Raw genomic sequence first — 25,720 nt, 5'->3', positions numbered from 1 at the left:
CCTCCGACACGGCGCCTGTCGCGCCCGCGGGTTGGCAACCGAATGCCCAATGTACCTCATCCGACCGAGGAAGCACCCAGCGTTCTCGCGGAGAAGCCTCGTTGCCCCGGGGAGGCGCGGCGTCGCATCTCCCGCACAGTTGGGGCCACGGGCGTCGGACCGCGGGTGCTACATGACACCCGAGTACGCTGCGCAAGAACGCCTTGGCAACCGGTATTGTGGCGGCAGGGAGGCCCACATGTCCGATGTATCCGAGCCACAGAGGCCCACGCGCAATGGGCGCAAGTCCGGCGCCGCCACGATCTACGACATTGCTCGCGTCGCCGGGGTGAACCCTTCCACCGTCTCTCGCGCACTCAACAAGCCCGGTCGCGTGAGCGCGACGACGGAGGCGCGCATCCGTGCAGCGGCAGCGGAGTTGAACTTCCAGGAGAACCCTCTGGCGCGTGCACTGCCGACGGGACGGACAAACACCATTGCCGCCGTCGTAGCCGACATGACGAACCCTGTCGTGTTCAACACAGTTCGCGGCGCGGAGAACGCAGCCGCTCGCTACGGCTTCACGCTCATCGTCGCCGAGTCGCAGGAATCGGGGAGCATCGAGGCGGCGACGGCGGACCGCGTGGCACCGTTCGTCGACGGCATCATCCTCGCCACGACACGGCTCCCCGAGGAGCACATCCTCCGGCTGGCCGAGAGGAAGCCTTTGGTGATGATCAATCGAGCGGCAGGCGAACTTGTCAACATCGCGCCAGATGTGACCCCAGGTATCGAAGAGCTGGTCGAGCACCTCGCATCGCTTGGACATCGTTCGATCGCGTACCTTGGGGGCCCCGCTCGGTCGTGGATCAACACCCGACGTTGGCAGGCGCTCTTCGACGCGGCGCGGGCGCGCGGACTGGCCGTGTTCGAGATCGGCCCCAACTCGCCCACCATCGCCGCTGGGACGTTGGCATTCGAGCGCGCGCAGGCCTCCGGGGCGAGTGCCATCGTGGCATACAACGACCTCCTGGCACTCGGCCTCATCCGCGCGGCACGCGAACAGGGCGCGAGCGTGCCCGGCGACTTCTCTGTGGCCGGCTTCGACGACATCTTCGGCGCCGACTTTGCCAACCCGTCCCTGACGACCGTTCGCGCTGACCTCTTGGAGGCCGGAACGCGCGCGGTCGAGTCGCTCATGCGTGAGATCGGAGTCGATGTGATCGAGCGGCCCGACGCGCCGCTGTCGACCGCGCTGGTCGTGCGAGAGTCGACCGCGGTGGCTCCACGCGCGCGCTAACGAAGCGCGAATCGCGGCGCTTGGCAACCGATTGACAAGCGGCACTCTCATCGGTTTCACTTGAGGCATGCCGACGCCGACGCGCGATCCAGATCGCCTGCTCCCCGTTGAACCGCACACGCGCGCGATCGCGCAGGCGCTCTACTTCTCCGTGGCCACAGCGCCGATCATCTCTCCGCACGGCCATGTGCCTGCCCAGTGGCTGCACACGGATGCGCCGTTCTCGGATCCTGCGAACCTGTTCATCACTCATGACCACTACGTGACGCGGCTCTTGCACGCGAACGGCGTCCCGCTTGACGCGCTTGGCTTGGGAAGGCAGCGCGTGGACCCTCGTGAGGTCTGGCGCACGCTCGCGAGGCACTGGCACAAGTTTGCGGGTACGGCCTCGGCGTACTGGATCACCGAGTCGCTCTCAGGGGTCTTCGGGGTCGGCTCGGAGATGAGTCCCGCGACGGCCGACAGCATCTACGACACGGTTGCTTCCGCGCTGACGACCCCGGAGATGCGGCCGCGAGCGCTCTTTGAGAGGTTCGGGATCGAGGTTCTCGCCACGACGGACGACCCGTTGGACCCTCTCAATGCGCACGCGGCGCTCGCGACCGATGCGACGTTCACGGGCCGAGTCATCCCCACCTTCAGGCCCGACGTCTACCTCGACCCGGAGAGCGCAGGCTTCGCCGGCCGCGTGGAGAAGCTTCTGGCCGCCACACGTGAACCGTCCGCGACGTTCGGTGCCTACCTCGATGCGTTGCGCGCGCGTCGCGAGCACTTCGTGGAGCACGGCGCAGTCTCCGCCGACCACGGCGTCTACGAGCCATACACCTGCGAACTGGACCGACAGACGGCGGACGACCTCTTCCAACGGGCTCTTGCCGGCACACTCGATGCCAACGGCGCCCGCGAGTTCCGAGGGCACATGCTGTGGCAGATGGCCTCGATGAGCGTGGATGACGGCCTCGTGATGACCATCCATCCCGGTGTTCGGCGCAACCACCACACCGCCACCTCCAACGCCTTCGGCCCGGACACGGGCCACGACATCCCCGTACGCGTCGAGTTCACAGAGAACCTGCGACCGCTTCTGCAGTCCTTCGGCACCGAGAAGGAGTTCCACCTCGTCCTCTTCACGATCGACGAGTCGACGTACTCACGCGAACTTGCGCCTCTCGCCGGCTTCTACCCGTCTGTGTTCGCAGGAGCGCCGTGGTGGTTCATCGACGCTCCTGACGCCATCTCCCGTTTCCGCTCGGCGGTGACGGAGTCGGCCGGCTTCTATCGCACCTCCGGCTTCATTGACGACACCCGTGCCTACCTCTCCATCCCCGCCCGGCACGACGTCGCGAGGCGCGCCGACGCGAGCTACCTCGCGCGACTCGTCGCCGAGGGCCGCGTGAGCATGAGCACCGCAGAGCGCATCATGGCCGACACCGTCGACGCGATTCCGCGGGAGGTGTTCAAACTGTGAGCGCTTCGGACGTGGTGCCACGAGCGCTGAGGAGGGACGCGACGCGACGGGCCGCGGCGCCGGTGCGCATCGTCCACATCGGTTTGGGCGCGTTCCATCGCTCGCACCAGGCCTGGTACACGGCTCACGCCTCCGACGCCAGCGAGTGGGGTATCGCGGCTTTCACCGGTCGTGCCGGCGGGAGCGGCGATGCCGTGCTCGACGTCTTCCGCGAGCAGGACTGCCTCTACACCGTGACGACCCGCGGTCCGTCAGAGGACATGGTCGAGGTGATCGACTCGATCGTCGCCGCCCACTCCATCGCGGAGGTGGACACGTTCATCAGCTACCTCGAGCGCACGTCGACCGCCGTCGTGACCACGACGGTGACTGAGGCGGGCTACCGACTTGGAGCCAACGGCGAGCCGGACTGGCACGACGCTGCGGTCGCGGCGGACATCGCGGCTCTGACCACCGGCGGCGCCGTGAGCACTCCCCTCGCACTCATCACCGTGGGACTCGAGGCGCGGCGCCGTGCCGGTGCAGGGCCCATCGCCATCGTGCCGTGCGACAACATGCCCAACAACGGAGGCACGGTGCGTCGCGCAGTGCTCGCGCTCGCATCCCGAGTCTCCGAGCAGCTCGTCGAGTGGGTCGAGACTCAGGTAGCGTTCGTCTCGACGTCCGTCGATCGCATCACGCCACGATCCGCCGAACGCGACGTCGACGGCCCCCGTCGGGTCGGCATCGACGATGCGCTGCCCGTCGTGACCGAGCCCTTCGCCAGTTGGATCTTGTGTGGCGACTTCCCAGCTGGCCGCCCCCACTGGGAGAGCGCTGGGGCACAGTTCACTGAGGACATCACCCCATTCGACACGAGAAAGCTGTGGCTGCTCAATGGCGCCCACACCGCGCTCGCGACCCTCGGCCTCGCTCGAGGTGCAGAAACCGTGGCCTCCGCCACGCGCGACGTGCACTGCCGGAGCTTGGTCGAGGGGTATTGGTCCGAGGCTGTTCGGCACCTGCCGGAGGCCGTCGAGAGCGACACGTACTGCCGCGACCTGTGGGATCGATTCGACAACCCGCGCATGGCGCATCGCTTGGCGCAGATCGCCGAGGATTCATCCACGAAGCTGGCAATTCGGATAGCACCCGTGGCGCTCGCTGAGCGCGCCGCCCACCGAACGGCAGACGGCAGCGCCGCGGTGCTCGCGAGCTGGATCAACCTCGTGCTGCGCCATGACAGGCACCGGGACGCTCGAGCCGCCGACATCGACATCGCACTTGGGGGAGAGGACCCGGTAGCCGCGCTCGTCGCACTGGTGAGCGATTCGCTTGCGCGGTCCGAAGGCTTTGTTGAACGGGTGCGCGCGCACATGCACGACGGCGAGCATTGGGCGCTGCCTGCAGTGAACGGCGCCTAGACCCTCGACTCTCGTGTGCTACGGCACAGGGTGCCCCGCCTCGGACCACGCCCGTTCGAGGAAGGTCCTGACCTGACGCACCTGGTCACGGTCCTCGGGAGCCCGGCCCATGAACAAGCCGTGCGGGGCGCCCTCCCAGACGTGGAGTTCGGCGCGGACGCCGGCGGCGAGCATCTTGCGATGGAGCCGCACGGTGTCAGAGAGCAGAAAGTCACGTGTTCCTGCCGTGAGGATCGTCGGCGGGAAGTCTGCCGTGTAATCTCCAAACAGCGGTGACACATACGGATGCGTCAGGTCGTGCCCGCCGGCGTAGCGTCGCGCCATGTTCGTGATGCCGCCCGCCGGGATGGTGAATCCGTTGGTCGCGTACGTATCGCCGGAAGACGTCAGGTCCAGGGGCGGTGACAGGAGTGCCGCTGCCGCTGGCATCGGCAGGCCCTCGTCGCGGATGCGAAGCAACATGGCTGCAGAGAGATTGGCACCACCCGATTGCCCGCCAATCGCGATCGCCGAGGGATCGGTCGACTTGAGCAACTCGCGATAGACCGTCATGCAATCGTCGAGACCGGCAGGAAACGGATGGTCGGGGAGCTCTCGGTAATCCATGCCCCAGGTCCGAACGCCAAAGTTGCCGGCGAGCAGTGACGTCGATGCCCTCGCGGACTCGCCTCCGCCGAAGGTGAATCCGCCACCGTGGATGGCGAAGAACACGCGCTGATCGCCCTCGCGACGCGCATCTGGTTCTGCCGTGAAGTAGCGAGCGCCGTCGACGGACGCACTCTGGGCTCGAGTGGTCGGCGTGCCGTCGATCACTGCACCGGTCGTCGCGAGAGCGAGACCCATGACCGTGCCTTCATCGGTGACCTGCGCGAGCGCTGCGTGCTCGCGCCACCCAGCGTCGTCGTCGTACGCCGGCTCTGGCTTCAGAGGTCGAGCAGCGGCCGCGGCGAGGACCGCTTGAGCCTCCGGGCTGATGGTGCTCGGTATCGGGATCTCGCGCGCTTCGGCCACGGTGTGCTCGCCTCCATCAGATGGGCGCCCTCCCTGGTCGCTTCGCCGAGAGTACGCTGAACGATATGATCGTACTATAAATCGTACTACCGGGCCGCGTCAGCACTCTGGCCAGCCGACCGTTCTGGGGTGTCTGGGGCGAGTCCGGCCAGCAGTAAGTCGCCGAGATCGGCAAGCACCTCGACTGGAGTGCGCCGCGCGCCCTTGCCGATGTCGCCCACCTGCACCCCCGCGATGAGGTTCGCGAGGACTTGCGCGACGAGGGTGGCGTCCACGATGCGTATCGCGCCGGACCCAACTGCGTCGTGCACGAGCTCCTCGACGTAGGCAGCGGCGTCCCGCTGTCCTTCAGCGTGAGCGCTTGCGACTGGCGCATAGCTCACCAGGTCAACGAAGAACGCGATCGAGGTGCCGTCAACCGCCTCACCTACCGCGACCAAGTATCGAGCCAGCCTCCGCGCCCGATCGGGTTCCGCCTCGACTGCCTCACGGATGCGTGCGCTCATCCGCGCGTAGAAGTGACGCACGATAGCGATCACGATCTGCTCGCGACTCCCTGCGACCAGGTAGAGGGTCGACTTGGAGCAGCGCAGTCTCCGGCACATCTCCTCCGTCGTCAATGTGGAGAAGCCCTCCTCCACGAACAGCTCAAGGAGGCGGTCCATCACGCTTCGGCGCCGCGGATCCGAGCCGTGATGCCCCCCGCTTGTGCGCAATTGCGCAAGGCCAGTGCCAGCAATCATGTGGTGATCATCTCACCGAGCGCACGTCAGACCCGAGCGACGGTGGCCTCGCCACGGCGTTCGCCGCAGCCAGGGCTCCGCCAGCCCTACGATGTTGGCTCTGCTCGCGAAGGCTTCGCCCCTCCCAGGCCAGACCACCGTCGCCGGAGGTCGTGCGCAACAGCCTTGGGTCGGCGGTCGCGGGTGAAGACGCCCTTCTTGTTGCCATCCACGCGGTGGATGCCATTCGAGGTCTGGAAGTCCGCGAAGTTCCAGATCTGCTCGCCGACGAACTGCGGGATGCTGTCGAAGACCCGATGGTTCATCTCAAGATACGCGCGCTGATACTCCTCGGACCATGGAGCCTCCCACACAGAATTGACACCAGCCAACGTGTCAGCACCGTACTCGGTCATCATCATCGGCTTGTCATACTTCTCCGCCCACTTGCCCATCTCCCCGGCCAGGTAGACCTCGGCGAGCTGTAGATCACCCACCGCGACATACCAGCCGTAGTAGCGGTTGAGGCAGAGAACATCGAAGAGCTGTGCGATGCGATCGTTGTCCGGCTGCGCGAACATCACTGCGGCGTAGCAGACCGGTCGCGTCGGGTCGAGGCTACGCGTGAGCTCGACGAGAGGCTCGAAGTACTCGAGCGCGCCGTCCTCGTTCGAGGCCGGCTCGTTCGCGATGCACCACATCACGACCGACGGATGGTTCTTGTCGCGACCAACCAGCTCGCGGATGTGCTGCGCGTGCGCGGCCTGCGTGACGTCGTTGCAGGTCTCGGCGGAGAACGTCGGTCGATTGGGCTCTCCGGTGAGACCAGAGGCGACCCCAAGATTCAGTCCCACCGCCGCCGTCTCGTCAATCACGACGATGCCATGCCTATCGGCGAAGTCGATGACTTCCTCCGCGTACGGGTAGTGCGAGGTGCGGAAGGAGTTCGCGCCGATCCAGTCGAGCAGCTGGAAGTCATGAACGAGGTACGCGTCGTCGTGGCCCTTGCCGCGGATTGCGGTGTCCTCGTGCTTGCCGAAGCCGGTGAAGTAGAACGGCTCGCCATTGATGAGGAACTCGCTCCCTCGCACCTCTACGGTGCGCACACCGAAGGTCTGGGGATAGGCGTCAACGACAGAGTCGCCCACCACTGCCTCCACCTGCAGGGTGTAGAGATACGCCGCTCCGGGCTGCCACAGGTTGACGTCGTCGATGACGACCACGCCCTCGGCGCCAGTCGCGGCGCCCACGTCGGCGCCATCCGCATCGACGATGCGAACGCGGACTGCAGCGTCACCGCTCGTGTCCACGCGGTACTCCACTCGGCCCTCGCCGTCGACGACGTCAGTCGTGACGGTGACGTCCGTGATGCTGACCTGCGGAAGGCTCACAAGCCAGACGGAACGCGCAAGTCCCGCGTAGTTGTAGAAGTCGTGGAGGTACGTCTGCTTGCGCCTGCCAAGCATGTCGACCGACACGGTGCCGGGCGGAATGGTCTCGTTGGTGAGCTCGTTGTTGACGCCGATCGTGAGTCGAAACGTGCCGCCCGCCTCCACCTTGTCCGTGACGTCGACAGCGAATGGCAGGTATCCGCCCACGTGGCCGCCGACGAAGTCGTCGTCCACGTAGACGGCACCTTCGTGGGTAGCGGCGTCGACACGTATGAGGATGCGCTCTCCATCCCAGCCCCGCGGGACCCGAACGTCCCGCTGGTACCACACCCATCCCACGTGGTCCCGAATGGTGGGGTCGATGAACTGGTCGTTGTAGCTCGCGGGCACTGCTGCCTCGAGCCCTGAACTGAGCGGGCCGGTCCAGGGTCGTTCGACGTCTGCGCGTGCGATGTCGAAATCCCAGAGCCCATCGAGTTTGATGGCCTCACGGGTGGCGGTGGCTACTGGCTTGAGCATGCTGCTCCTTATCGTTGAGAGTACGCCGTTCAGCGTGTACCGAGCTGGAGACGCCAGGTCCAGGCGTAGCTGTCCTTGTCGAGGCGGGTGGCCGGATCGGCGTCGGGACCGAGGCGAGAGGTTCCTACGCCGCGCTGCGCGATGTCGAGGTGAACGATCGCTGTGTCGCGAGTCGGCACTTCCCACCAGTGGTCGTGCGCCTCAAGGTCAGCGATGGTTCGTCGCGCGACGTTGAGGTGCAGGGCCTGCGCATGCTGCGTCCCCACCGTGCCCGCGGACCCGGAGATGCGCGCTTCCAGCACGCCGCCACGGCTGCCGGACTCCTGCGGGACGATGTACGGCGGTGCGAACTCGTCGATAGCAACCTGCCAGGATCCGAGGAGAGCGGACGCTTCGCGGTCCGGGTAGTTCTCCCATGGACCGAGCCCGACGAACTCCACCTCCTCGAAGCCCTCGATGAGCTCGAACTCGATGCCGACGCGGACACCGTCTGTCTGACCCTCGGGAAGGGCCACGCGCTCCGTGAGGACGTAGTCCCCGTCCCCGACCTGCAGCACGCGCCGCTCATGCGTCACGGGCTCATTCCAAGCAGTGAGGTAGGTCTTGGTGACAATCACCGCATCGGCATCGGTGCGAACATCCGTCTCGGACAACGTCAACTCGTGGAATCCGGTGCGCACGAAGCGCCGATCCATCGAGAAGGAGCGCTCGTTCTCCGTGAGAGCCCTCCACAGGCAGAGCTCGGGCGAGCTGCGGAGCAAGGGATGGACGAGCGCGCCGTCGACGAGGTCCGGCACCCCAGCTGCGTCCGTGGGCAACACCTGTGGCGACAGGTCGAGTAGCACCTGGTTGGCGGCGAGCGCCGTCCCCGCCGGCGCCCAGAGCGAGTCCTCCTTGGTGACGAGTCGCACGGACAGTGCAAGCGCATCGGCCCCACCCAAGGCGTCCCGCACCGACTCGGGCAGCTCCACGAGGCCTGTCTCACCGGGGTCGACCGGGGGTAGTTCGAGAGGGACGGTCGCGACTGAACCTGACCTCGTCTCGACGGTGACCTCGGCACAGTACGACGACAACGGCAGGAAAGTCCCACGATTGCGCACCGTCACTGTGCCAGTGAGGATTTCACGCGCCGACGACTCGAGCCGAAGCGGGCTGAAGATTCCAGCTGCCTCGAGCAGCGCGGGCTTGGGCGTGAGGTCGGGAAGGACGATGCCGTTGTTCAACACTGCTCCGTCATTCGGCACGTCGCCGAAGTCGCCTCCATAGCGGTAGCGGCCGTCGCCGTCGGGGTCGAGCGAGTGATCGCGCCACTCCCAGATGAATCCTCCCTGGAGGCCCGGCTGCGACTCGAAGAGGTCCCAATAGCGGCTGAGGCCGCCGGTCGAATTCCCCTGAGAGTAGGCGTACTCGCACAGGATCATCGGCCGATCCGCACGAGGATCGGCCGCCCAAAGCTCAAGGGATGGGAACGACGGATACATCGGACACACGATGTCGGTCGAGCCATGGTTCGCATGCCAGTCCATGGAGATTCCACCCTCGTACTGCACGGGTCGCGTTGCATCGACAGCGCGCGACCACGCGGCCATCGTGTCGTGCGCAACGCCATGGCCGGTCTCGTTGCCGAGGGACCACGTGATGACTGACGGGTGGTTCCGATCGCGAATGAGCATCCGTGAGAACCGGTCAATCATGCGCGTGAGGTAGCGCGGGTCGTCTGCGATCTGACCGGCGAATGCGTGGCCCTCGATATCGGCCTCGTCAACGACGTACATGCCGATCTCGTCACACAGGTCAAGGAACACAGGGTCGTTCGGGTAGTGCGATGTCCTGACCGCGTTGATGTGATGGCGCTTCATCAAGGTGAGCTCGGCAAGCATGCTCTCGCGGGTGCAGACGCGCCCGGTACGCGGATCGAAGTCGTGCCGGTTGACGCCCTGGATCCACGGACGTCGGCCGTTGACCAGAAGGTCGCGGCCCACGACCTCGACCCGTCGGAAGCCCACACGGTAGGTGGCCGTGTCGACGACGACTCCGGATGGCGCTCGCAGGCGCACGTCGACACGCTCGAGGTGCGGCGTCTCGGCAGTCCACGGCTGAACCTGCACGTCTGCGCGATGATAGGCAGCCTCACCCGCCTTGGCGTCATGCTGCGCCGTCTGCCCGAAGGCGCGAATCATCGGCATGGCGGACTCGGGCACCTCACCGCCAGCGGCGTAGATGCTGAGGATGTCCATCATGTCGGGGGGGAACCGCGGTTCAGGGCGCACAGAGCGGTCATCAACTCCACGCGGCAGCGTCTGCGCGTCCTGCCGCGCAGCGACCGGTACGACGGCGCTCTCGTCGAGCGCCTCGACCTCAACTTCCCAGCCGCTTTCGCGGAGGTGCGCCAATCCGTGCGTGGCAACCCTGACCGAGAGGCTGCCACGCGCCGTCGTGTGATCCCAGTCGGCTGTGATGTCGACGTCGGCCAGCCGCACCTCGGGGACGTCGATCAGCGAGACAGAACGGCTGATGCCGCCGTGCCACCAGTGGTCCTGGTCCTCGAGGTAGCTCTCCGCGCTGAACTTGACGACGACGAGCACGAGCTCGTTCAAGCCGTCGACAAGCGCGTCCGTGATGTCGAACTCGGCTGCGAGGTGAGAGTCGGTGCTTGAGCCTACGAGGTTTCCGTTCACCAAGGCGTGGAGCACACTCTCCGCACCACCGACCTGCAGGATCAGTCGACGGCCATCGCGGCGCTCTGCGCGGAAGCTCCGGCGGTAGAGCCCCGTCGGATTGCGCTCCGGCACAGTGGGGGGCACCTCATCGAAGGGCATGGGGACGTTGGTGTAGTGGGGCGGATCCGCCGGCTGCTGCATGGTCCACAGGCTCGGCACTTCGGTCGTGCCCCACTCGCCCCATTCCTGTGCTGGGTGGCTGAGGAGCTGAAAGTCCCACGCGCCATCCAGACTCACCGAGCCCTCACGCCGGACGGAGTGCATAGGCTCCCGCTTCACGGGCACGAACGCCTCAACCGGGAACGGTAGCGTGCTGGCCACGTCAGCCGACCTGGCCGGTGCGCGCTACCTGGCCAAGCCACTCCAGGCTCGGCTTTGGCGTACGCACAAACGTCTCGCGGTCCACGGCAATGAGTCCAAACGTAGGCTCCCAGTGGCCCCACTCGAAGTTGTCGAGGAGCGACCAGTGAAGGTAGCCACGCACGTCGACGCCGTCGCGCATCGTCTCAGCGAGGCCCTCGAGTGCCTCGGACGTGTACGCGATGCGGCGCCGATCATCGCTGACAGCGATCCCGTTCTCGGTCACGAGAATCGGGGTACCGCCTGTCACCGCTGCGGTGTGGCGCACGGCGATCGAGAGTGCGTCTGGGCGGTACGCCGTGTTGACGAGGGTGTTGTCGGGGTGCGGAGGGTGCGGCTCGACGCCGTCAGGGCCCACCCATTGGCTCGAGTAGGACTGGACGCCAACGAAGTCGTCGCCTCGTGACGCTTCCAGGTACATGTCCTCACGCACGTGCTGAACACGCTCCAACACGTCGTCGCATCCGGGCCGCGCCACCAAGGCGCCGTTCGCTACGGTCCAACCCACCTTCGCCGAGGTGAGGCGGCGCACGGCGTCTCGTGCTACCTCATGTGCGGCGATGAGCCGGCGGCCAATCTCGGGATCCGGATCCGGCAGCACGGACGGGCGCGACGGGGCAGCCTCCTCGTCGTTCTCCGCGGTTCGCTCGACTGTGGGGCTCTGCCAATCCGAAGCCTGCGCCGATGCCATGAGCTGGGCCATCGAAGCCATCATGGCCAGCATGTTCGGCTCGTTGATCGTGGCGACCCAGTTCACGTCACCGAGGATTGAGCACGCCCGTTCGACGTATGCGCCGAAGACCTCCGGCGCGTCCGCTGCGAGCCAGCCACCATCCTCCGCGAACCACCGGGGTGTCGTGAAGTGCTGGAGCGTGACCACCGGTTCGAGCCCTAGCTCCTTAGCGGTGTCGATCATCCGCCTGTAGTGCGCCAGCTCAGCATTTGAGAAGGTGCCTCGCACCGGCTCGATACGAGCCCACTCGATTCCGAAGCGGTAGCTATTGAAGCCGGCTTCGGCAAGCAGTTGCATGTCCTCGGCGAACCGATGGTAGCTGTCGCACGCATCGCCGCTGCGCTCCATCCCGGGGTGGCGTCCTTCGTTTGCCCAGAAGTCGCTGTTGACGTTGTTGCCCTCGATCTGGTGAGGCGCCGTCGAGGCACCCCAGAGGAACTGAGGAGGAAAGACCGCTGACATCGTGACTCCCTGTCGGTGCGCTCCAGCGCACATCGGTTCGATCGGACGGTGGTTGCCGCGTGCGCCCGAAGCCCCAGTCCGGCATTGGACGCGACTGCCGCAGCGCACCGCAGGTCGTGGAACCCACCCCCGGCAGAAAGCGGCCGTATGGTCGCGCCCGCGGGGTGGAAAGCCACGTCGATTCAATCACTGGACCCGACACTTGTCAATCGGTTGCCAAAAGAGGCGGAAGGAGGCCCCGCTGAGGCCCGCGGCGGCCCGCCAGTCGCCCGAATCCTCACGCTTGCGCTCGCGCTGAGACGGCGCCCCTCCTCGCAGCCGTCAGGCGTGAACCCTGACCTTGAAGACCATGCACGCGCCGCCGAGAACGGCGAGAACGGCCGCTGCGACAAACAGCGTCCCGTACCCACTCTCGCCTCCTTGGACGGAGAGGAGGCCAGCAGCGACGAGCGGCGCGCCGGCCTGCGGAAGCTTCTGCGAGAACGCGGCGACTCCGAGGTAGCGCCCCGCCTCAGCACCACCGTTTGGCAGGACGTCGAGGAGCAATGCCTGCATGGCGGCGCCGGCTGCCGCGAGACCCAGTTGATTGATCAGCGAACCAACCACGATCGCCTCGAGCGAATGCGCACCGGCGAGCACGAGCGACCCGGCCGAGAACATCGCGATGGCTGAGCCGATGAGAGGCTTTCGGCCCCACTTGTCGGCGAGGAGGCCACCGAGCGGAGCTCCAGCGGCGGCCGCGATGACGCCAACGCCGCTCGTCACGGCGACGATGCTCGCAATGCTCGTGAGTTCGATCTCCAGCCGCTGCGCGTAGAAGAGCGTGGTGTACGCCGTGGTGAGCGAGATCGCTGAGAAGAAGACGAACCGACCGAGCCAGAGCCAAGCAAAGTCCGGATACTGTCGCGGCGAGAACACGAAGCTCGCGAACAGCCGTCGCCAGGTGAGGGCGATGGCGCCCACCGAGGTCGGATCCGACACGCACATGAAGGCCCCCACGCCCAGGAGCCCTCCCAGCGCGGGGAGCACCACCATCAGCGCGGTGTTGCTGCCCGCCGTGTTCGCGAGCATCACGCCCGCGACAGCCGCGATCTGCATCGCTGCCGCGCTGACGCCCGAGACCCGCCCGCGCTGCTGGGGGGCGGCGCGATCTGCCACCAGGTTCATCACCGACGCGCCCGCCGTGCCCCAACCGATGCTCGAGAGAACCCATCCCCCGGTCAACATTGCCAGGTTGGGCGCGAGGGCCATCAACGGGATCGACACGATTCCGATGAGGGCGCCGATGACAGCGAAGGGACGGCGACGGCCCCATCGCAGTCGTGACGAGTCAGACAGCGATCCAGCAAGGGGTGCTGCGAGAACAGAGAACGCGGCGCCGACACCGACGACGACACCGACCAGGTGCGTCCGACTCGGATCGATCGCTGCGACGAGAAGTGGCAGGGTGAAGACCAACGGGGTGATGAGCGCCATGCCGGTGCCGAACGTGGCGAGTACCACAAGGATCACCTCCCGGCGGGACAGCCGATCCCGAGAGGCCAGGCGCGGGCCCTCACCGCCGACCTCCGGGAGGAGCTCTGGACCGACGAGTCTGCCGGGTTCTCCCGCGCCGATCGCGCTCATCCCTACGCCGCGCCGGCCTGCACGTCCTGGTTGTGCTGCACTTGGCGCAGGCGCGCGCGCTCCGCGCGCCGCTTCTCCTGAAGGAGCGGGTCCGCGATCGGGGCCGCAAGCAACAGCCGTTGCGTATAGGGATGCTCCGGCTGCTCGGTCACCTCGCGCACGGGCCCCTGCTCGACGATCTCGCCGTCGTAGACGACGCCGACGCGGTGAGAGATGTGCCGCACCACCGCAAGGTCGTGCGAGACGAACAGGTAGGCGACGCCCATGTCTCGCTGGATATCGAGCAGAAGCTCCATGACCTTCGCCTGCGTCGAGAGGTCGAGAGCCGACACCGGCTCGTCGCAGACGATGAGTCGAGGCTCGGGGGCGAGCGCACGGGCGATCGCGACGCGCTGGCGCTGTCCACCGGAGAACTCGCGCGGCAAGCGCGCCGCAGCGTTCTTGGGAAGACCGACGCGGTCGAGAAGCTCCAGAACCCGCTTGGTCGCGGCCTCCTTGCTCCAGCCCTGGACGATCAGTGGCTCCGCGAGCGTCGCACCGATCGTCAGCGACGGGTTGAGGGAGCTGTAAGGGTCCTGGAAGACGACCTGAATGTCCTTGGCAAGCGCACGCCGTGCTGCGCCCCCGAGGTGGCTGATGTCCCGACCATCGAAGGTGACGGAGCCGCCGGTCACGAGCGCGAGCCCGAGGATGGCGCGTCCGATGGTCGTCTTGCCCGAGCCGGATTCGCCGACGATGCCAAGAGTCTCGCCTGGGGCGACGGAGAAATCGACCCCGTGGACGATCTCGATCGGCTTCCTGCGGAAGCCACGCACGGGATACGAGACCTTGAGGTCTCGCCCTTCGAGAAGTGGAGTGGTCATCGTGAGGCTCCTCCAGACGTCTGGCCCACGGCGACGGGCGGATCGGTTCGAACGGTGTCCTCGTCAAGGATCGCGTTGAGAAGCATCGACGTGTACTCGTGCTGCGGGTCCGCGAAGACGTCAACGGCCTCGCCGGACTCGACGACCTCGCCCTCCTTCATGACGCAGATGCGACTGCAGATGTCTGCCACGACTCCGAAGTTGTGCGTCACCAGGATGATCCCCATCCCCATCTCCTGCTGCAGGTCCCGCAGCAGGTCGAGGATGTCTGCCTGCACGGTCACGTCGAGCGCGGTCGTCGGCTCATCGGCGATGAGGATCTTCGGCTCGGTCGCAACCGCTCCCGCGATCAGCACTCGCTGAGCCATTCCGCCCGAGATCTCATGGGGGTAGGACTTGAAGGTCCGCTGCGGGTCGGGGATGCCGACTCTCTCGAGCAGCTCAAGAGCCCGTACCTTCGCCTCGCGCTTCGAGACGCCGGTGGCGACACGGATGCCCTCGACGAGTTGGCTCCCCACCGTGTACACCGGGTCGAGATTGGACATCGGCTCCTGGGGCACGTAGGCGATGACGTCCCCTCGGAGCTTGCGGAGCGTTGACTCCGGGGCGCCGAGAATCTCGGTCCCGTCGACGCGCACCGAGCCGCGCGTCACGATCGCTTCGTTCGGAAGGACGCCGAGCACGCCGAAGGCAGTCTGGGTCTTGCCCGATCCCGATTCGCCGACGAGTCCAACAGTCTCACCGGGCTTGAGGTCGAGCGATACTCCGCGGACAACTTCGTTCAGCTCTCCCGACGGCGACGGGTAGGCGATGCCGAGGTCTCGGATCGACAGCAGCGCCGGAGCAGCGTTCGGTCCAGACTCTGCCTCGAAGCCTTCCGCGAGGTGCGCGACAGAGATCTTCTGCGGCTTGGGCTGCGCCCCCTGGAGCGTGTCGCGGAGTGCATTGCCAAAGAGGACGATGCACGCGTTCATGACGCCCAGGGTGAGCGCGGGCCACAAGTACTGGGTCGGCGCGAGGCCGATGTTGCGGAAGCCCTCGGAGATCATCGCTCCAAAGGAGGGGATGCTCAGTGACCCGACTCCGAGGAAGGCAAGTCCTGCTTGAGTCGAGATCGCCGTGCCGCAGAGGAAGGCGGTGGCGATGACGATGGGTCCCCGCACCACCGAAAGCACGTGGCGGCGAAGGATCCTCGAGCTCGTCACTCCCGAAACCTTCGCCGCGTCAACGTAGAGCTCACGGCTCACGCCGACGGTCATGTTGCGCACGATGCGGTAGATCCCGGGTGACAAGAGCACGCCGAAGATCAGCATCGTCGCGCGGTAGTCTCCGCCGGTCAGCGGCATGAGGAGGATCAGCAGAAGGATGCCCGGGAACGTCATGATCAGCGTGAATGTCCACTCGGTCATGCTGCGGAGCCGCGCGAAGTAGCCGCCCACCAGACCGAAGGCAGTGCCGATGACCAGCGCGACGCTCGCGCCGATGAGGGCGGAGACCACCGCAGTATTGATCGAGTGGAGAAGCCTTGCGAGAATGTCCCGCCCTGCCTGATCGGCGCCGAGCGGGTATCCCTCGGTTCCCGGAGGTGCGTTGACGACGTAGAGGTTCGCCTCGTTCGGATCGTGCTGGGCGATCACGTTCGCCAGCAAGCCCGCGATGATCATGAGGATCAAGATCGAGCCCGTGATCACCGCCTGGGGATCGCGCACCAGGCGCGCGATTGCGCCCTTGCGGGTCTCGGCATCAGTCTCCGACGGCACCACCGAGGTGCTGTCGCTAGGAATGGCGGTCATGCGTAGATCCTCGCCTTCGGGTTGAGCCAGCCGTTGGCAAGGTCAGTCAGCAGGTTGATGGTCACCGTCATTCCGACACCGAACACGGTCAGACCCATGAGAACGGGGAAGTCTCCTTGGAGCGCACTGTTGAAGCTGAAGGTTCCGAAGCCAGGCAAGGCGAAGACCTGTTCGATGATCAGCGCGCCGCCGAACATGTTGATGAAGGTGAGCCCGAACACCGTCAGCGCGGGCCCGGCAGCATTGCGCAGTGCGTGCTTGTACACAACAGTCCGAGCTGAGACGCCGCGCGTGCGGAGCGTGCGAACGTAATCCTTGCGGAGCTCGTCGATCATCGTTCCGCGCACCTGGTTGGCGATGTTCGCTGCCCCGCCGATGAACAGGGCGATGACCGGGATGGTGATCGACTTGAGCCAACCCGCTGGATCGTCGCCGAACCTGACGTATCCGGTGGCGGGCAGCCATCCCAGATTGATCGCGAGCACCACCGTGAGGAGGATCGCGATGAGGAGGTTCGGGACCAGGTAGCCGAAGAGCATGACGCCCTGCGCAGCCTTGTCAGCACCGCCGCCTCGCGAGGCGGCGAAGGTGCCGAGGAACACCGCGATGATGGTCGCGATGATGAGCGCCGGCACCACGATGGAGAGCGTGACGAACAGGCGCGGCGGAATCGCGTCGATCACCGGCTCTTGGGTATAGAACGACCGGCCGAGGTCCCCCTGGAACACGCCAGCGAGCCAGTCGACGTACTGGACCACCACTGGGCGGTCGAGTCCATAGTCCGCTCGCACTTCGGCGATGGTCTCGGGGGTGGCACTTGCGCCCAGTCGAGCAGCGATGACGCTGTCGAACGAGAAGCTCAGGAGCCAGTACGTGATGAACGCGACGATGACGAACAGCACGAAGCCGGCAAGGAGTCGGCGCGCGGAGTACAGGAGCATGGTGAGAGGCCTCGGCTTGTGGTGATTCCGGGGTGGGAGCGCCCGTGGGCGCTCCCACCCCCGATTTCAACAGGCTACTCAGCCACCCCGTAGAGGGCGACGGAGGGGAAGCTGTTGGTGGTCGTGCCTGTGTACGCGTAGCCCTCGTGCACACCGATGAGGCGGCTCGAGTTCAGGATGGGCGCGTCCCAGGCATTCTCGACGACCCACGCGTTGACCTCCTTGGCAAGGGGGATCTGCGCCTCGGGATCGACCGTCGTGGCCAGGTCGTTGAGCAGTGCGGTCAGCTCGTCGTCCGTGGTGTGGAACGGGTTCTGGAAGGCGTTCTCGGTGTACTGGTTGCCGAAGAGTCGCGCCGGGCCGGCGTAGCCGTCGGGCCAGATCGCCATCGGGTACTGGGCGGAGAGGATCGCCTGGCCGGTGTTCTGAGCCGGGATCGAGTCCCACGTGACGGTGATGCCGATGTCAGCGAGCGCCTGTCCCACGACCGGGTCAAGGGTCTGCGAGTAGATGATGCTCGGCATGGTCACCGCGAAGCCATCCGCGTAACCAGCCTCGGCCATCAGCTCCTTCGCCTTCTCGAGGTCGTACGGGTAGGTGTCGTTGAGCTCCTCGACGTAGACGCTGGTGTCAGGGAACGCGATCTGCGCAACCGGCTCTCCACGCCCCTGGGAGACGCCCTCGACGATCGCGTCACGGTTGATGGCGTAGTTGATCGCCTGGCGAACGCGGACATCCGCGAGAGCGGGGACGATCGTGCCCTCGCGATCGAGGATCTTGAGGTTCTGGAGTCCCGCACCCGGAACCTCGGTAGCCGTGATCCCGGACGACTCGTCGAGGGTGCCGGAGATGACGTCCCCGACGTTGATCTCACCGGACTTGAGTGCATTCTCCAGCGCGGTCGAGTCTGCGATGACCTTGACGGTGACCGTCTCGAACGGGTACGCGTCGGCGTTCCAGTAGTCCTCGCGCTTGTTGAGAACGTACTGAGACCCGGCGACGGTGGCATCGGGGTCAAGCGTGTAGGCGCCCGAGCCGACCGGGTTGGTGGGCGCGTCTTCGTTAGCGATCGTCGTGTCGTTCGCAATGGCACCGATCGCCTTGCTCAGGCTGTCGAGGAACGACGCGTCCGGCTGCGAGAAGTTGATGACGATCGTCGAGTCGTCGGGTGCCTCGACGGACGACACGGAGCCCACCTCGCCCGACAGCGGTCCCGCGGTCGAGATGAGCAGGTCGAGCGTGGCCTTGTAGTCGGCGGCGACGACCGGGTCGCCGTTGGAGAACGTCATGCCGTCGCGCAGGTGGAGCGTGAGGACGAGGCCGTCCTCCGAGTACTCCCACGACTCAGCGGCCGCCGGAACGGGCAGTCCGTCGTCGCCGGGCACGATGAGGCGGTCATAGATCGCCGACCACACGAGCGCGTCGGTACCGTTCGAGAGGTTGATGGTGTCGAATCCCTGTGGCTGTCGGGAGACAGCAACGGTCAGCGTCGTCGGTGCGTCGGACGTTGCCTCCGGCTCGGTCGAGCCGTTGGCCTCTGCGTCGTCGGATGCACCCGAGCAAGCGCTCGTCACAAGAACGGCTGCCGCGGCGACTGCAACAACTCCGGCGCGTACGCGCCGGGCTGGCGATGAGTTGATCCGCATTCGTAACTCCTTTGTCTGATCGATGCCGGATCAAGCCACACAGTCTCTGTCGCCGTGAAGTGGCCGACCTCGTAAGGATCACAATGGTCCTCGCGATCGGTCGAACCCACACAGCACGTGGCCTGACTCAGCGAGAGTAACTGACGATCGAGTGTTTTGCCAACCGCTTGCCAAGCCGCTTTTGCGCTTCCGCGAGTAACGATTTGGTCACGAGGCGCCGACGGCGAGCAACCGGTTGAAAGCCGGCGGGGCTCGCGCGCGCTTCCACGCCGCGCGTTCACGTCCCCATCGTGGTGGGTGCGAGGACCGGGGCTGGTGAGCTGCTGCGGCGCCGAGAAGTCCCGTGCACGCGAAAGGCCCCCTCCCAGTCACCTGGAAGGGGGCCTTCGCTCTTTGTGCGCGAGGGGGGATTTGAACCCCCACGCCCTTTCGGACACTGGCACCTGAAGCCAGCGCGTCTGCCGTTCCGCCACTCGCGCGCGCCGGGCAACTTTAGCACGAGAGACAGGGCCGTTACGATTCCGGGTATGGGAGTCCTCGATCGGTTCGAGAAGGGCGTGGAGAACGTGATGCAAGGCGCGTTCGCCAAGACCTTCAAGTCAGGCGTGAAGCCGGTCGAGATCGCGGGCGCGGTCAGGCGGGAGTGCGACGCGCGAGCGGCCGCTGTCGACCGGTCGCGCACCGTCGTGCCCAATGAGTACTCCGTGTCCCTGAGCACCACGGACCACGAGAGCATCGAGCAGTGGGGTGCGGACGTGCTGGCGCGCGAGCTCGAGGACGCCCTGCGCGACCACGCCGAGCGGCAGCGCTACTCGTTCGTGGGCGGCGTGAAGGTCGAGTTCAAGCTCGACGAGTCGCTGTCGACCGGCCGCCTCGCGGTGCGCAGCAAGTCCACGCGCGGGCCCGTGGCGCCCGTGACCAGCCAGGACCACAACTCCCGCTACCCGCTGCTCGACATCGACGGCGAGCGCTACTACCTCACCGGCGAGATGACGGTCATCGGCCGCGGCTCCGAGGCGGACATCGTCGTGGACGACACGGGCGTGTCCCGCCAGCACTGCCGCTTCGAGGTCACCGAGCAGGGCACCATCCTCACGGACCTGGGCTCCACCAACGGCACCCTCGTCGAGGGCCAGCGCATCACCGAGGTCACCCTCGTGGACGGCAACGCCGTCCAGGTGGGCCGCACCGCGATCATGTACTGGGACGGCCTCCCGGTGGACGAGGACCTGTAACCGCATGAGCGAGATCTCGATCACCCTGCTGCGGTTCGGGTTCCTCATCCTGCTGTGGGCGCTCGTGCTCGCCGCGATCGGGGTGCTGCGCGCCGACCTGTACGGCACGCGCGTCACGACGCGCGGCAAGGGCCGGCAGGCGCGCAAGTCCGAGGGCCGCACCGACAAGGTGGCCGCGCCGTCGCGCTCCGCGACCGGCATCCGCACCGGCTCGATCTCGACGCGCGACGAGGCGGCCGCGCACCTGGCCGTCACCACCGGCACGCTCAAGGGCACCACGATCCCGCTGGGCAGCGCACCCATCCTGGTCGGCCGGTCGCCCACGTGCACGCTCGTCATCGACGACGACTACTGCTCCGCCAAGCACTGCCGCATCTTCCCGGAGGACGGCGGCTGGAAGGTCGAGGACCTCGGCTCCACGAACGGCACCTTCCTCGACAACCAGCGGGTGGACGACCCGATGCCGTTCAAGCGAGGCGACAAACTGCGCCTCGGAGCCACGACCGTCGAGCTGAGGGGCTGACGTGTTCCTGGGATTCCACTTCGCCGCGCGCTCGGACGTGGGGCTGATCCGCGCCAACAACCAGGACTCCGCGTACGCCGGGCCCCACCTGCTGGTGGTCGCCGACGGCATGGGCGGCGCCGCGGGCGGCGACATCGCGTCGTCCATCGCGGTGGGCCGGCTGGCCGCCCTCGACGGCGAGTCGCACGGCCCCGACGAGGCGCTCGACGAGCTCAAGGCCGCGATCGCCGAGGCGCACTCCGACATCGTCGGCCGCGCCCAGAACGACCCCGAGCTGTCCGGCCTCGGCACCACGGTGACCGCGCTGCTGCGCGCGGGCTCGACGCTGTCGATGGCGCACATCGGCGACTCCCGCGCCTACCTGCTGCGCGGCGGCTCGCTCGACCAGGTCACCACCGACCACTCGTTCGTCCAGCACCTCGTCGACACCGGCCGCATCAGCGCCGCCGACGCCGAGCATCATCCTAAGCGCTCGATGCTGCTGCGCGTGCTCGGGGACGTCGATGCCGACGTCCCCGTCGACATCTCGGTGCGCGAGACCCGCCCGGGCGACCGGTGGATGCTGTGCTCCGACGGACTGTCGGGCGTCGTCAGCCGCGACACCCTCCTCGAGAGTCTCCGCGAGGTCGAGGACCCCGGCGATTGCGCCGATGCGCTCGTCGCCCTGGCATTGGCCGCGGGGGCTCCCGACAACGTCACCTGTGTGGTGGCCGACGTGGTCGACATCGACGCCTCCCCCGACGGGGTGGGGCCCGCGACCTCGTCGCAGATCGTGGGCGCCGCCGCACGCGACCGTCACCGCCCCTCCGCGGGCGGCACCAGCGCAGCCGCGAAGGCCGCCCGCCTGTCCGCCCCGGCCGAGGCCGACGACGACGAGGAGCCCTCCCGATGGGAGCGCCTGTGGCCCCGGCTTCGGCCCTGGGTGCTGCCGCTGGTCGCGCTGCTTGTCGTGGCAGGCGGCGCGTGGGGCGCGTACGCGTGGACGCAGAACCAGTACTACGTGGGCCAGGATGACGGCAACGTCGCGGTGTTCCGCGGCATCCCTCAGGAGCTGCCCGTCGTCGAGCTGCACACGCTGATCGAGCGCACCGACGTCCCGCTCGACCGCCTCCCGCCGTACCAGCAGTCGCGCATCGACGCGACGATCCGCGCGGGCAGCCTCGAGGACGCCTACAGCGTGGTCGACGCGCTCGAGGCGGACGCCTAAGTGGCCACCGTCGCAGAGCTGGAGGTCCGGGCAGGGCGTCGAGCGGAGCTCGGCCTGCTCACCGTGGCGTGGTCGATCATCGTCCTGTCGCGCGCCCTGGTCGACTATCACGCGGACTTCCTGGTGCTGTCGACGCTGGGCTGGTACGCGCTGGGAGCCGCGGTGCTCATGGTCGCGTGCCACATCATCCTGCGTCGCTACGCCCCCCAGGCAGACCCGGTGCTGCTGCCGGCGGTCTTCGCGCTCAACGGCGTGGGGCTCGCGATGATCCGTCGCATCGACTTCGCGTACGCGCAGTACCGCGGGCGCGACACCGACTTCGGCACCGCGCAGATCGGCTGGAGCATCGCGGGCGTGGTGCTCGCGATGGTCGTGATCCTCATCATCCGCGACCACCGCAAGCTGCGCCGCTTCACCTACACCGCGGGCATCGTCGGCCTCGTCCTGTACCTCCTGCCGCTGGTCCCCGGCCTCGGCGTCGAGATCAACGGCGCCCGCATCTGGATCTCCGTGCTGGGGCGCTCGCTCCAGCCGGGCGAGTTCGCGAAGATCGCCATGGTCGTGTTCTTCGCGGGCTACCTCGTCACCAACCGCGACACCCTGGCGCTGGCGGGGCCCAAGTTCCTCGGGCTGCGCTTCCCGCGCCCGCGGGACATGGGCCCGCTGCTCGTGGTGTGGGCCGCGGCGCTGCTGCTGATGGTCTACGAGCGCGACCTCGGCGCCTCGCTGCTGTTCTTCGGGATCTTCCTCGGCATGCTCTACGTCGCGACGCAGCGCATCTCGTGGGTGATCACCGGGCTCGCCCTGTTCGCGGTGGGCGCCGTCGCGGCGGGCGTCATCTTCCCGCACGTGCGCGCGCGCTACGACGGCTGGCTGCACGCCCTCGACCCTGAGGTGTACTCGTCGGGCACGTCGTACCAGCTGGTGGGCGGCCTGTTCGGCATGGCCTCGGGCGGGCTGTTCGGGACCGGCCTGGGCGAGGGACGTCCCGACCTCGTGCCGTACGCGGAGTCCGACTTCATCATCGCGTCGCTCGGAGAGGAGCTGGGCCTCACCGGTCTCATGGCGATCCTCGCGCTCTACCTCATCATCGTGCAGCGCGCGTTCCGCATGTCGATCGGCGTGCGCGACGGCTTCGGCAAGCTGCTCGCCGCCGGCCTGGGGTTCGCCCTCGCCCTGCAGGTCTTCATCGTCGTCGGCGGCGTCACCCGCGTGATCCCGCTGACCGGCCTGACGACCCCCTGGCTCGCCTACGGCGGCTCGAGCATGCTCGCCAACTGGATCGTGGTGGGCCTGCTCCTGCGCATCTCCGACCAGGCGCGGCGCTCCTCGCAGGAGGTGGGCCCATGAACGAGCCCGCGCGCCGGCTGACCGTGATCGTGCTGCTGCTGTTCCTCGCCCTCATGGGCGCGGCGTCGTGGATCCAGGTGATCAACGCCGACGACCTCAACCAGGACCCGCGCAACGTGCGCACCCTGTACCGCGAGTACGGCAACTTCCGCGGCCCCATCGTGGTCGACGGCGAGGCCGTGGTGTGGTCGACCCCGAGCGACGACAGCTTCAACTACCAGCGCACCTATGCCGACGGCCCGCTGTTCGCCTCCGCGAGCGGCTTCTACTCGATCGTCTACGGCCGCTCGGGGCTCGAGCAGACCGAGAACGAGCTCCTCAGCGGCAACGCCGACGAGCTGTTCTGGACCCGGCTGGGCAACCTGTTCTCCGGCGAGCAGCAGCAGGGCGCCGCGGTCGAGACCACGCTCAAGGGCTCGCTCCAACAGGTCGCCGCCGAGCAGCTCGGGGACCGCGCCGGCGCCGTCGTCGCCCTCGACCCAGAGACGGGCGCGATCCTCGCGATGGTCACGAGCCCCACGTACGACCCGACGGTGCTCGCGAGCCACGACACCGGCGAGGTGAACTCGGCCTACGAGGAGCTCCTCGCGCGCGAGGACGGTCCGCTCATCAACCGCGCCATCGGCGGCGACACCTACCCGCCGGGCTCGACGTTCAAGCTCGTGGTCTCCGCGGCCGCGCTCGAGGCGGGCTACACGCCGGACACCCAGCTGTACGCGCCGCAGGAGCTCGAGCTGCCGGGAACCACCGCGACCATCGGCAACTACGGCGGCGAGGCGTGCGCGGCGGACGGCCACATGTCCCTCCAGGACGCGCTGCGCATCAGCTGCAACACGGCCTTCGCGGACCTCGGCATGACCCTGGGCTGGGGTGTGCTCGAGCGCAAGGCCGAGGCCTTCGGCTGGGGCGAGCCCCTCGACATCCCGCTGCCGGTGACCGCCTCGCGCCTGCCCGAGGACCCGAACGAGTCGCAGGTCGCGATGAGCTCGATCGGTCAGTACGACGTGCGCGCCACGCCGCTGCAGATGGCGATGGTCGCCGCGGCGATCGGCAACGACGGCACGCTCATGACCCCCTACCTCGTCGACACGGTCCGCGCGCCCGACCTCAAGGTCATCTCCACCACCGAGCCCGAGGTCATGCGGGAGTCCATGACGCGCGCGGACTCCGACGACCTCCAGGACATGATGGTCGAGGTGGTGAGCAACGGCTCGGGCCGCGCGGCGGCGATCAGCGGCGTCGAGGTCGCGGGCAAGACGGGCACCGCGGAGACCGGGCGGGACACGCCGCCGCACGCATGGTTCGTGTCCTTCGCCCCAGCGGAGGACCCCGTCGTCGCCCTCGCCGTGATCGTCGAGGAGAGCGCCGGCCAGACCGGGTCCACGGGCGGCTCGCTCGCCGCGCCCATCGCGAAGGCCGTCATGCAGGAGGCGCTGCGCCTCGATGCGGAGGGCGACCTGTGAGCATCTCCTCCGGCACCACCCTCGGCGGGCGCTACGTCCTCACGAGCCTGCTCGCCGTGGGCGGCATGGGCGAGGTGTGGCGCGGCACCGACTCCGAGCTCGACCGTCCCGTCGCGGTCAAGGTCCTCAAGGAGGGCGCCGCGGCCAACGAGACGTTCCTCAAGCGCTTCCGCAACGAGGCGAAGAACGCCGCCGGCCTCGCCCACGAGAACATCGCCCAGGTCTTCGACTACGGCGACCAGGAGGGCACCGCCTATCTCGTCATGGAGCTCGTGGAGGGCGAGCCGCTGTCCACCGTCATCGAGCGCGAGCGGACCCTCGCCGAGGACCGCCTCGTGCGGATCATGGTGGGCACCACGCGGGGCCTCAGCGCCGCACATGACGCCGGCGTGATGCACCGCGACATCAAGCCGGGCAACCTGCTGATCGCCGAGGGCGACGTGGTGCGCATCACCGACTTCGGCGTCTCGCGCTCGATGGACCAGACCACCCTCACCCAGACGGGCATGGTGATGGGCACCGCCCAGTACCTCGCCCCGGAGCTCGCGCTCGGGAAGCCGGCGACGCCCGCGTCGGACCTCTACGCGCTCGGGATCATCGCGTACGAGTCGGTGGTGGGCAAGCGTCCCTTCACCGCCGCGACGGCGGTCGACATCGCGATCGCGCACGTCAACGAGCCCGTCCCGGCGCTGCCGCAGACCGTGTCGCCCGACCTCGCGCGGCTCATCGAGGACCTGCTCGAGAAGAACCCGCGCAAGCGGCCGCGCACCGCGCCCGCGCTGCTCGAGCGCCTGACCTCACTGAGGCTGCGCGAACCCGGCGCCCCCCTCACCCCACCCACGGCTGCGACGGTCGACCCGACCAGCGCATCGTCCCCCTCGGAGGGAACCCGCACCCGAGGACGCCCCGGGCGCACGATGCCACCGAGCATCGCGCCCAAGGAGTACCGCCCACGCCCGGATGCCCCGCCTCGCGGGCGCTCCGCACGATCAGTGGGACAATGAC

Annotated in this window: 19 protein-coding genes and 1 tRNA gene; 9 read left to right on the top strand and 11 right to left on the bottom strand. The window is 67.4% G+C overall.

The window, feature by feature from the left end; genetic code table 11:
- Positions 1-49: 49 nt before the first annotated feature.
- The 3 genes from B7K25_RS12105 to B7K25_RS12095 all read left to right on the top strand — a co-directional run bounded on the left by B7K25_RS12105 (position 50) and on the right by B7K25_RS12095 (position 4,150).
- Positions 50-1,279, top strand: coding sequence for a LacI family DNA-binding transcriptional regulator (locus B7K25_RS12105; protein WP_084106317.1), 1,230 nt, complete (start codon positions 50-52; stop codon positions 1,277-1,279).
- Positions 1,280-1,346: 67 nt separating this feature from the next.
- Positions 1,347-2,747 carry a glucuronate isomerase gene (gene uxaC, locus B7K25_RS12100; RefSeq protein WP_084106316.1) on the top strand — a complete coding sequence of 467 codons (1,401 nt, stop codon included), beginning with the start codon at positions 1,347-1,349 and terminating at the stop codon, positions 2,745-2,747.
- On the top strand, positions 2,744-4,150 hold the full coding sequence (locus tag B7K25_RS12095; RefSeq protein WP_234988248.1) for a mannitol dehydrogenase family protein: 1,407 nt from the start codon (positions 2,744-2,746) through the stop codon (positions 4,148-4,150). Before uxaC ends, B7K25_RS12095 begins: the two co-directional genes overlap by 4 nt.
- An 18-nt stretch (positions 4,151-4,168) precedes the next feature.
- Here B7K25_RS12095 and B7K25_RS12090 read toward each other — a convergent pair whose 3' ends face one another.
- The 11 genes from B7K25_RS12090 to B7K25_RS12040 form a co-directional block, all read right to left on the bottom strand.
- Positions 4,169-5,161, bottom strand: coding sequence for an alpha/beta hydrolase (locus B7K25_RS12090; protein WP_084106315.1), 993 nt, complete (start codon positions 5,159-5,161; stop codon positions 4,169-4,171).
- A gap of 86 nt (positions 5,162-5,247) precedes the next feature.
- Positions 5,248-5,904, bottom strand: a complete 657-nt coding sequence (locus B7K25_RS12085) for a TetR/AcrR family transcriptional regulator (RefSeq protein ID WP_084106314.1) — start codon at positions 5,902-5,904, stop codon at positions 5,248-5,250.
- Positions 5,905-5,990: 86 nt separating this feature from the next.
- Positions 5,991-7,793, bottom strand: coding sequence for a beta-glucuronidase (gene uidA / locus B7K25_RS12080; RefSeq protein WP_084106313.1), 1,803 nt, complete (start codon positions 7,791-7,793; stop codon positions 5,991-5,993).
- Positions 7,794-7,822: 29 nt separating this feature from the next.
- Complete coding sequence (locus B7K25_RS12075) at positions 7,823-10,834, bottom strand: glycoside hydrolase family 2 TIM barrel-domain containing protein (RefSeq protein ID WP_200807960.1); 3,012 nt, start codon at positions 10,832-10,834, stop codon at positions 7,823-7,825.
- A 1-nt stretch (position 10,835) separates the two neighbouring features.
- Positions 10,836-12,068 (bottom strand): glycoside hydrolase family 1 protein, encoded by a 1,233-nt coding sequence (locus B7K25_RS12070; RefSeq protein ID WP_084106311.1) that lies wholly within the window; start codon positions 12,066-12,068, stop codon positions 10,836-10,838.
- Positions 12,069-12,389: 321 nt separating this feature from the next.
- The gene (locus B7K25_RS12065; protein ID WP_084106310.1) at positions 12,390-13,694 is read right to left on the bottom strand and encodes an MFS transporter; all 1,305 of its coding nucleotides are present in this window, start codon (positions 13,692-13,694) and stop codon (positions 12,390-12,392) included.
- 2 nt (positions 13,695-13,696) lie between these two features.
- A complete protein-coding gene (locus tag B7K25_RS12060; protein WP_084106309.1) occupies positions 13,697-14,557 on the bottom strand; it encodes an ATP-binding cassette domain-containing protein in 861 nt (286 codons plus the stop codon).
- Positions 14,554-16,350, bottom strand: coding sequence for a dipeptide/oligopeptide/nickel ABC transporter permease/ATP-binding protein (locus B7K25_RS12055; RefSeq protein ID WP_084106308.1), 1,797 nt, complete (start codon positions 16,348-16,350; stop codon positions 14,554-14,556). Before B7K25_RS12055 ends, B7K25_RS12060 begins: the two co-directional genes overlap by 4 nt.
- The gene (locus B7K25_RS12050; RefSeq protein WP_084106307.1) at positions 16,347-17,291 is read right to left on the bottom strand and encodes an ABC transporter permease; all 945 of its coding nucleotides are present in this window, start codon (positions 17,289-17,291) and stop codon (positions 16,347-16,349) included. The genes B7K25_RS12055 and B7K25_RS12050 overlap by 4 nt, the downstream gene beginning before the upstream one ends.
- A 74-nt stretch (positions 17,292-17,365) precedes the next feature.
- Positions 17,366-18,865 (bottom strand): ABC transporter substrate-binding protein, encoded by a 1,500-nt coding sequence (locus tag B7K25_RS12045; protein ID WP_159450204.1) that lies wholly within the window; start codon positions 18,863-18,865, stop codon positions 17,366-17,368.
- A gap of 468 nt (positions 18,866-19,333) precedes the next feature.
- A tRNA-Leu gene (locus B7K25_RS12040) sits at positions 19,334-19,416 on the bottom strand.
- A 48-nt stretch (positions 19,417-19,464) separates the two neighbouring features.
- Between B7K25_RS12040 and B7K25_RS12035 the strand changes: the two genes are divergently transcribed.
- From B7K25_RS12035 to B7K25_RS12010, 6 genes are read left to right on the top strand one after another with little or no spacing between them, the layout of a single operon-like run.
- Positions 19,465-20,172 (top strand): DUF3662 and FHA domain-containing protein, encoded by a 708-nt coding sequence (locus B7K25_RS12035; RefSeq protein ID WP_084106305.1) that lies wholly within the window; start codon positions 19,465-19,467, stop codon positions 20,170-20,172.
- Positions 20,173-20,176: 4 nt separating this feature from the next.
- On the top strand, positions 20,177-20,695 hold the full coding sequence (locus B7K25_RS12030) for an FHA domain-containing protein (RefSeq protein WP_084106304.1): 519 nt from the start codon (positions 20,177-20,179) through the stop codon (positions 20,693-20,695).
- A gap of 1 nt (position 20,696) precedes the next feature.
- Positions 20,697-21,902 carry a PP2C family serine/threonine-protein phosphatase gene (locus B7K25_RS12025; protein WP_084106303.1) on the top strand — a complete coding sequence of 402 codons (1,206 nt, stop codon included), beginning with the start codon at positions 20,697-20,699 and terminating at the stop codon, positions 21,900-21,902.
- Complete coding sequence (locus tag B7K25_RS12020; RefSeq protein WP_084106302.1) at positions 21,903-23,252, top strand: FtsW/RodA/SpoVE family cell cycle protein; 1,350 nt, start codon at positions 21,903-21,905, stop codon at positions 23,250-23,252.
- On the top strand, positions 23,249-24,715 hold the full coding sequence (locus B7K25_RS12015) for a penicillin-binding protein 2 (RefSeq protein ID WP_084106301.1): 1,467 nt from the start codon (positions 23,249-23,251) through the stop codon (positions 24,713-24,715). Before B7K25_RS12020 ends, B7K25_RS12015 begins: the two co-directional genes overlap by 4 nt.
- Positions 24,712-25,719 (top strand): serine/threonine-protein kinase, encoded by a 1,008-nt coding sequence (locus tag B7K25_RS12010; RefSeq protein ID WP_234988246.1) that lies wholly within the window; start codon positions 24,712-24,714, stop codon positions 25,717-25,719. Before B7K25_RS12015 ends, B7K25_RS12010 begins: the two co-directional genes overlap by 4 nt.
- Position 25,720 lies beyond the last annotated feature (1 nt).

Source organism: Demequina sp. NBRC 110056 (genome assembly GCF_002090155.1).
Lineage (GTDB): Bacteria > Actinomycetota > Actinomycetes > Actinomycetales > Demequinaceae > Demequina.
This window is presented reverse-complemented; position numbering and strand designations above follow the sequence as displayed.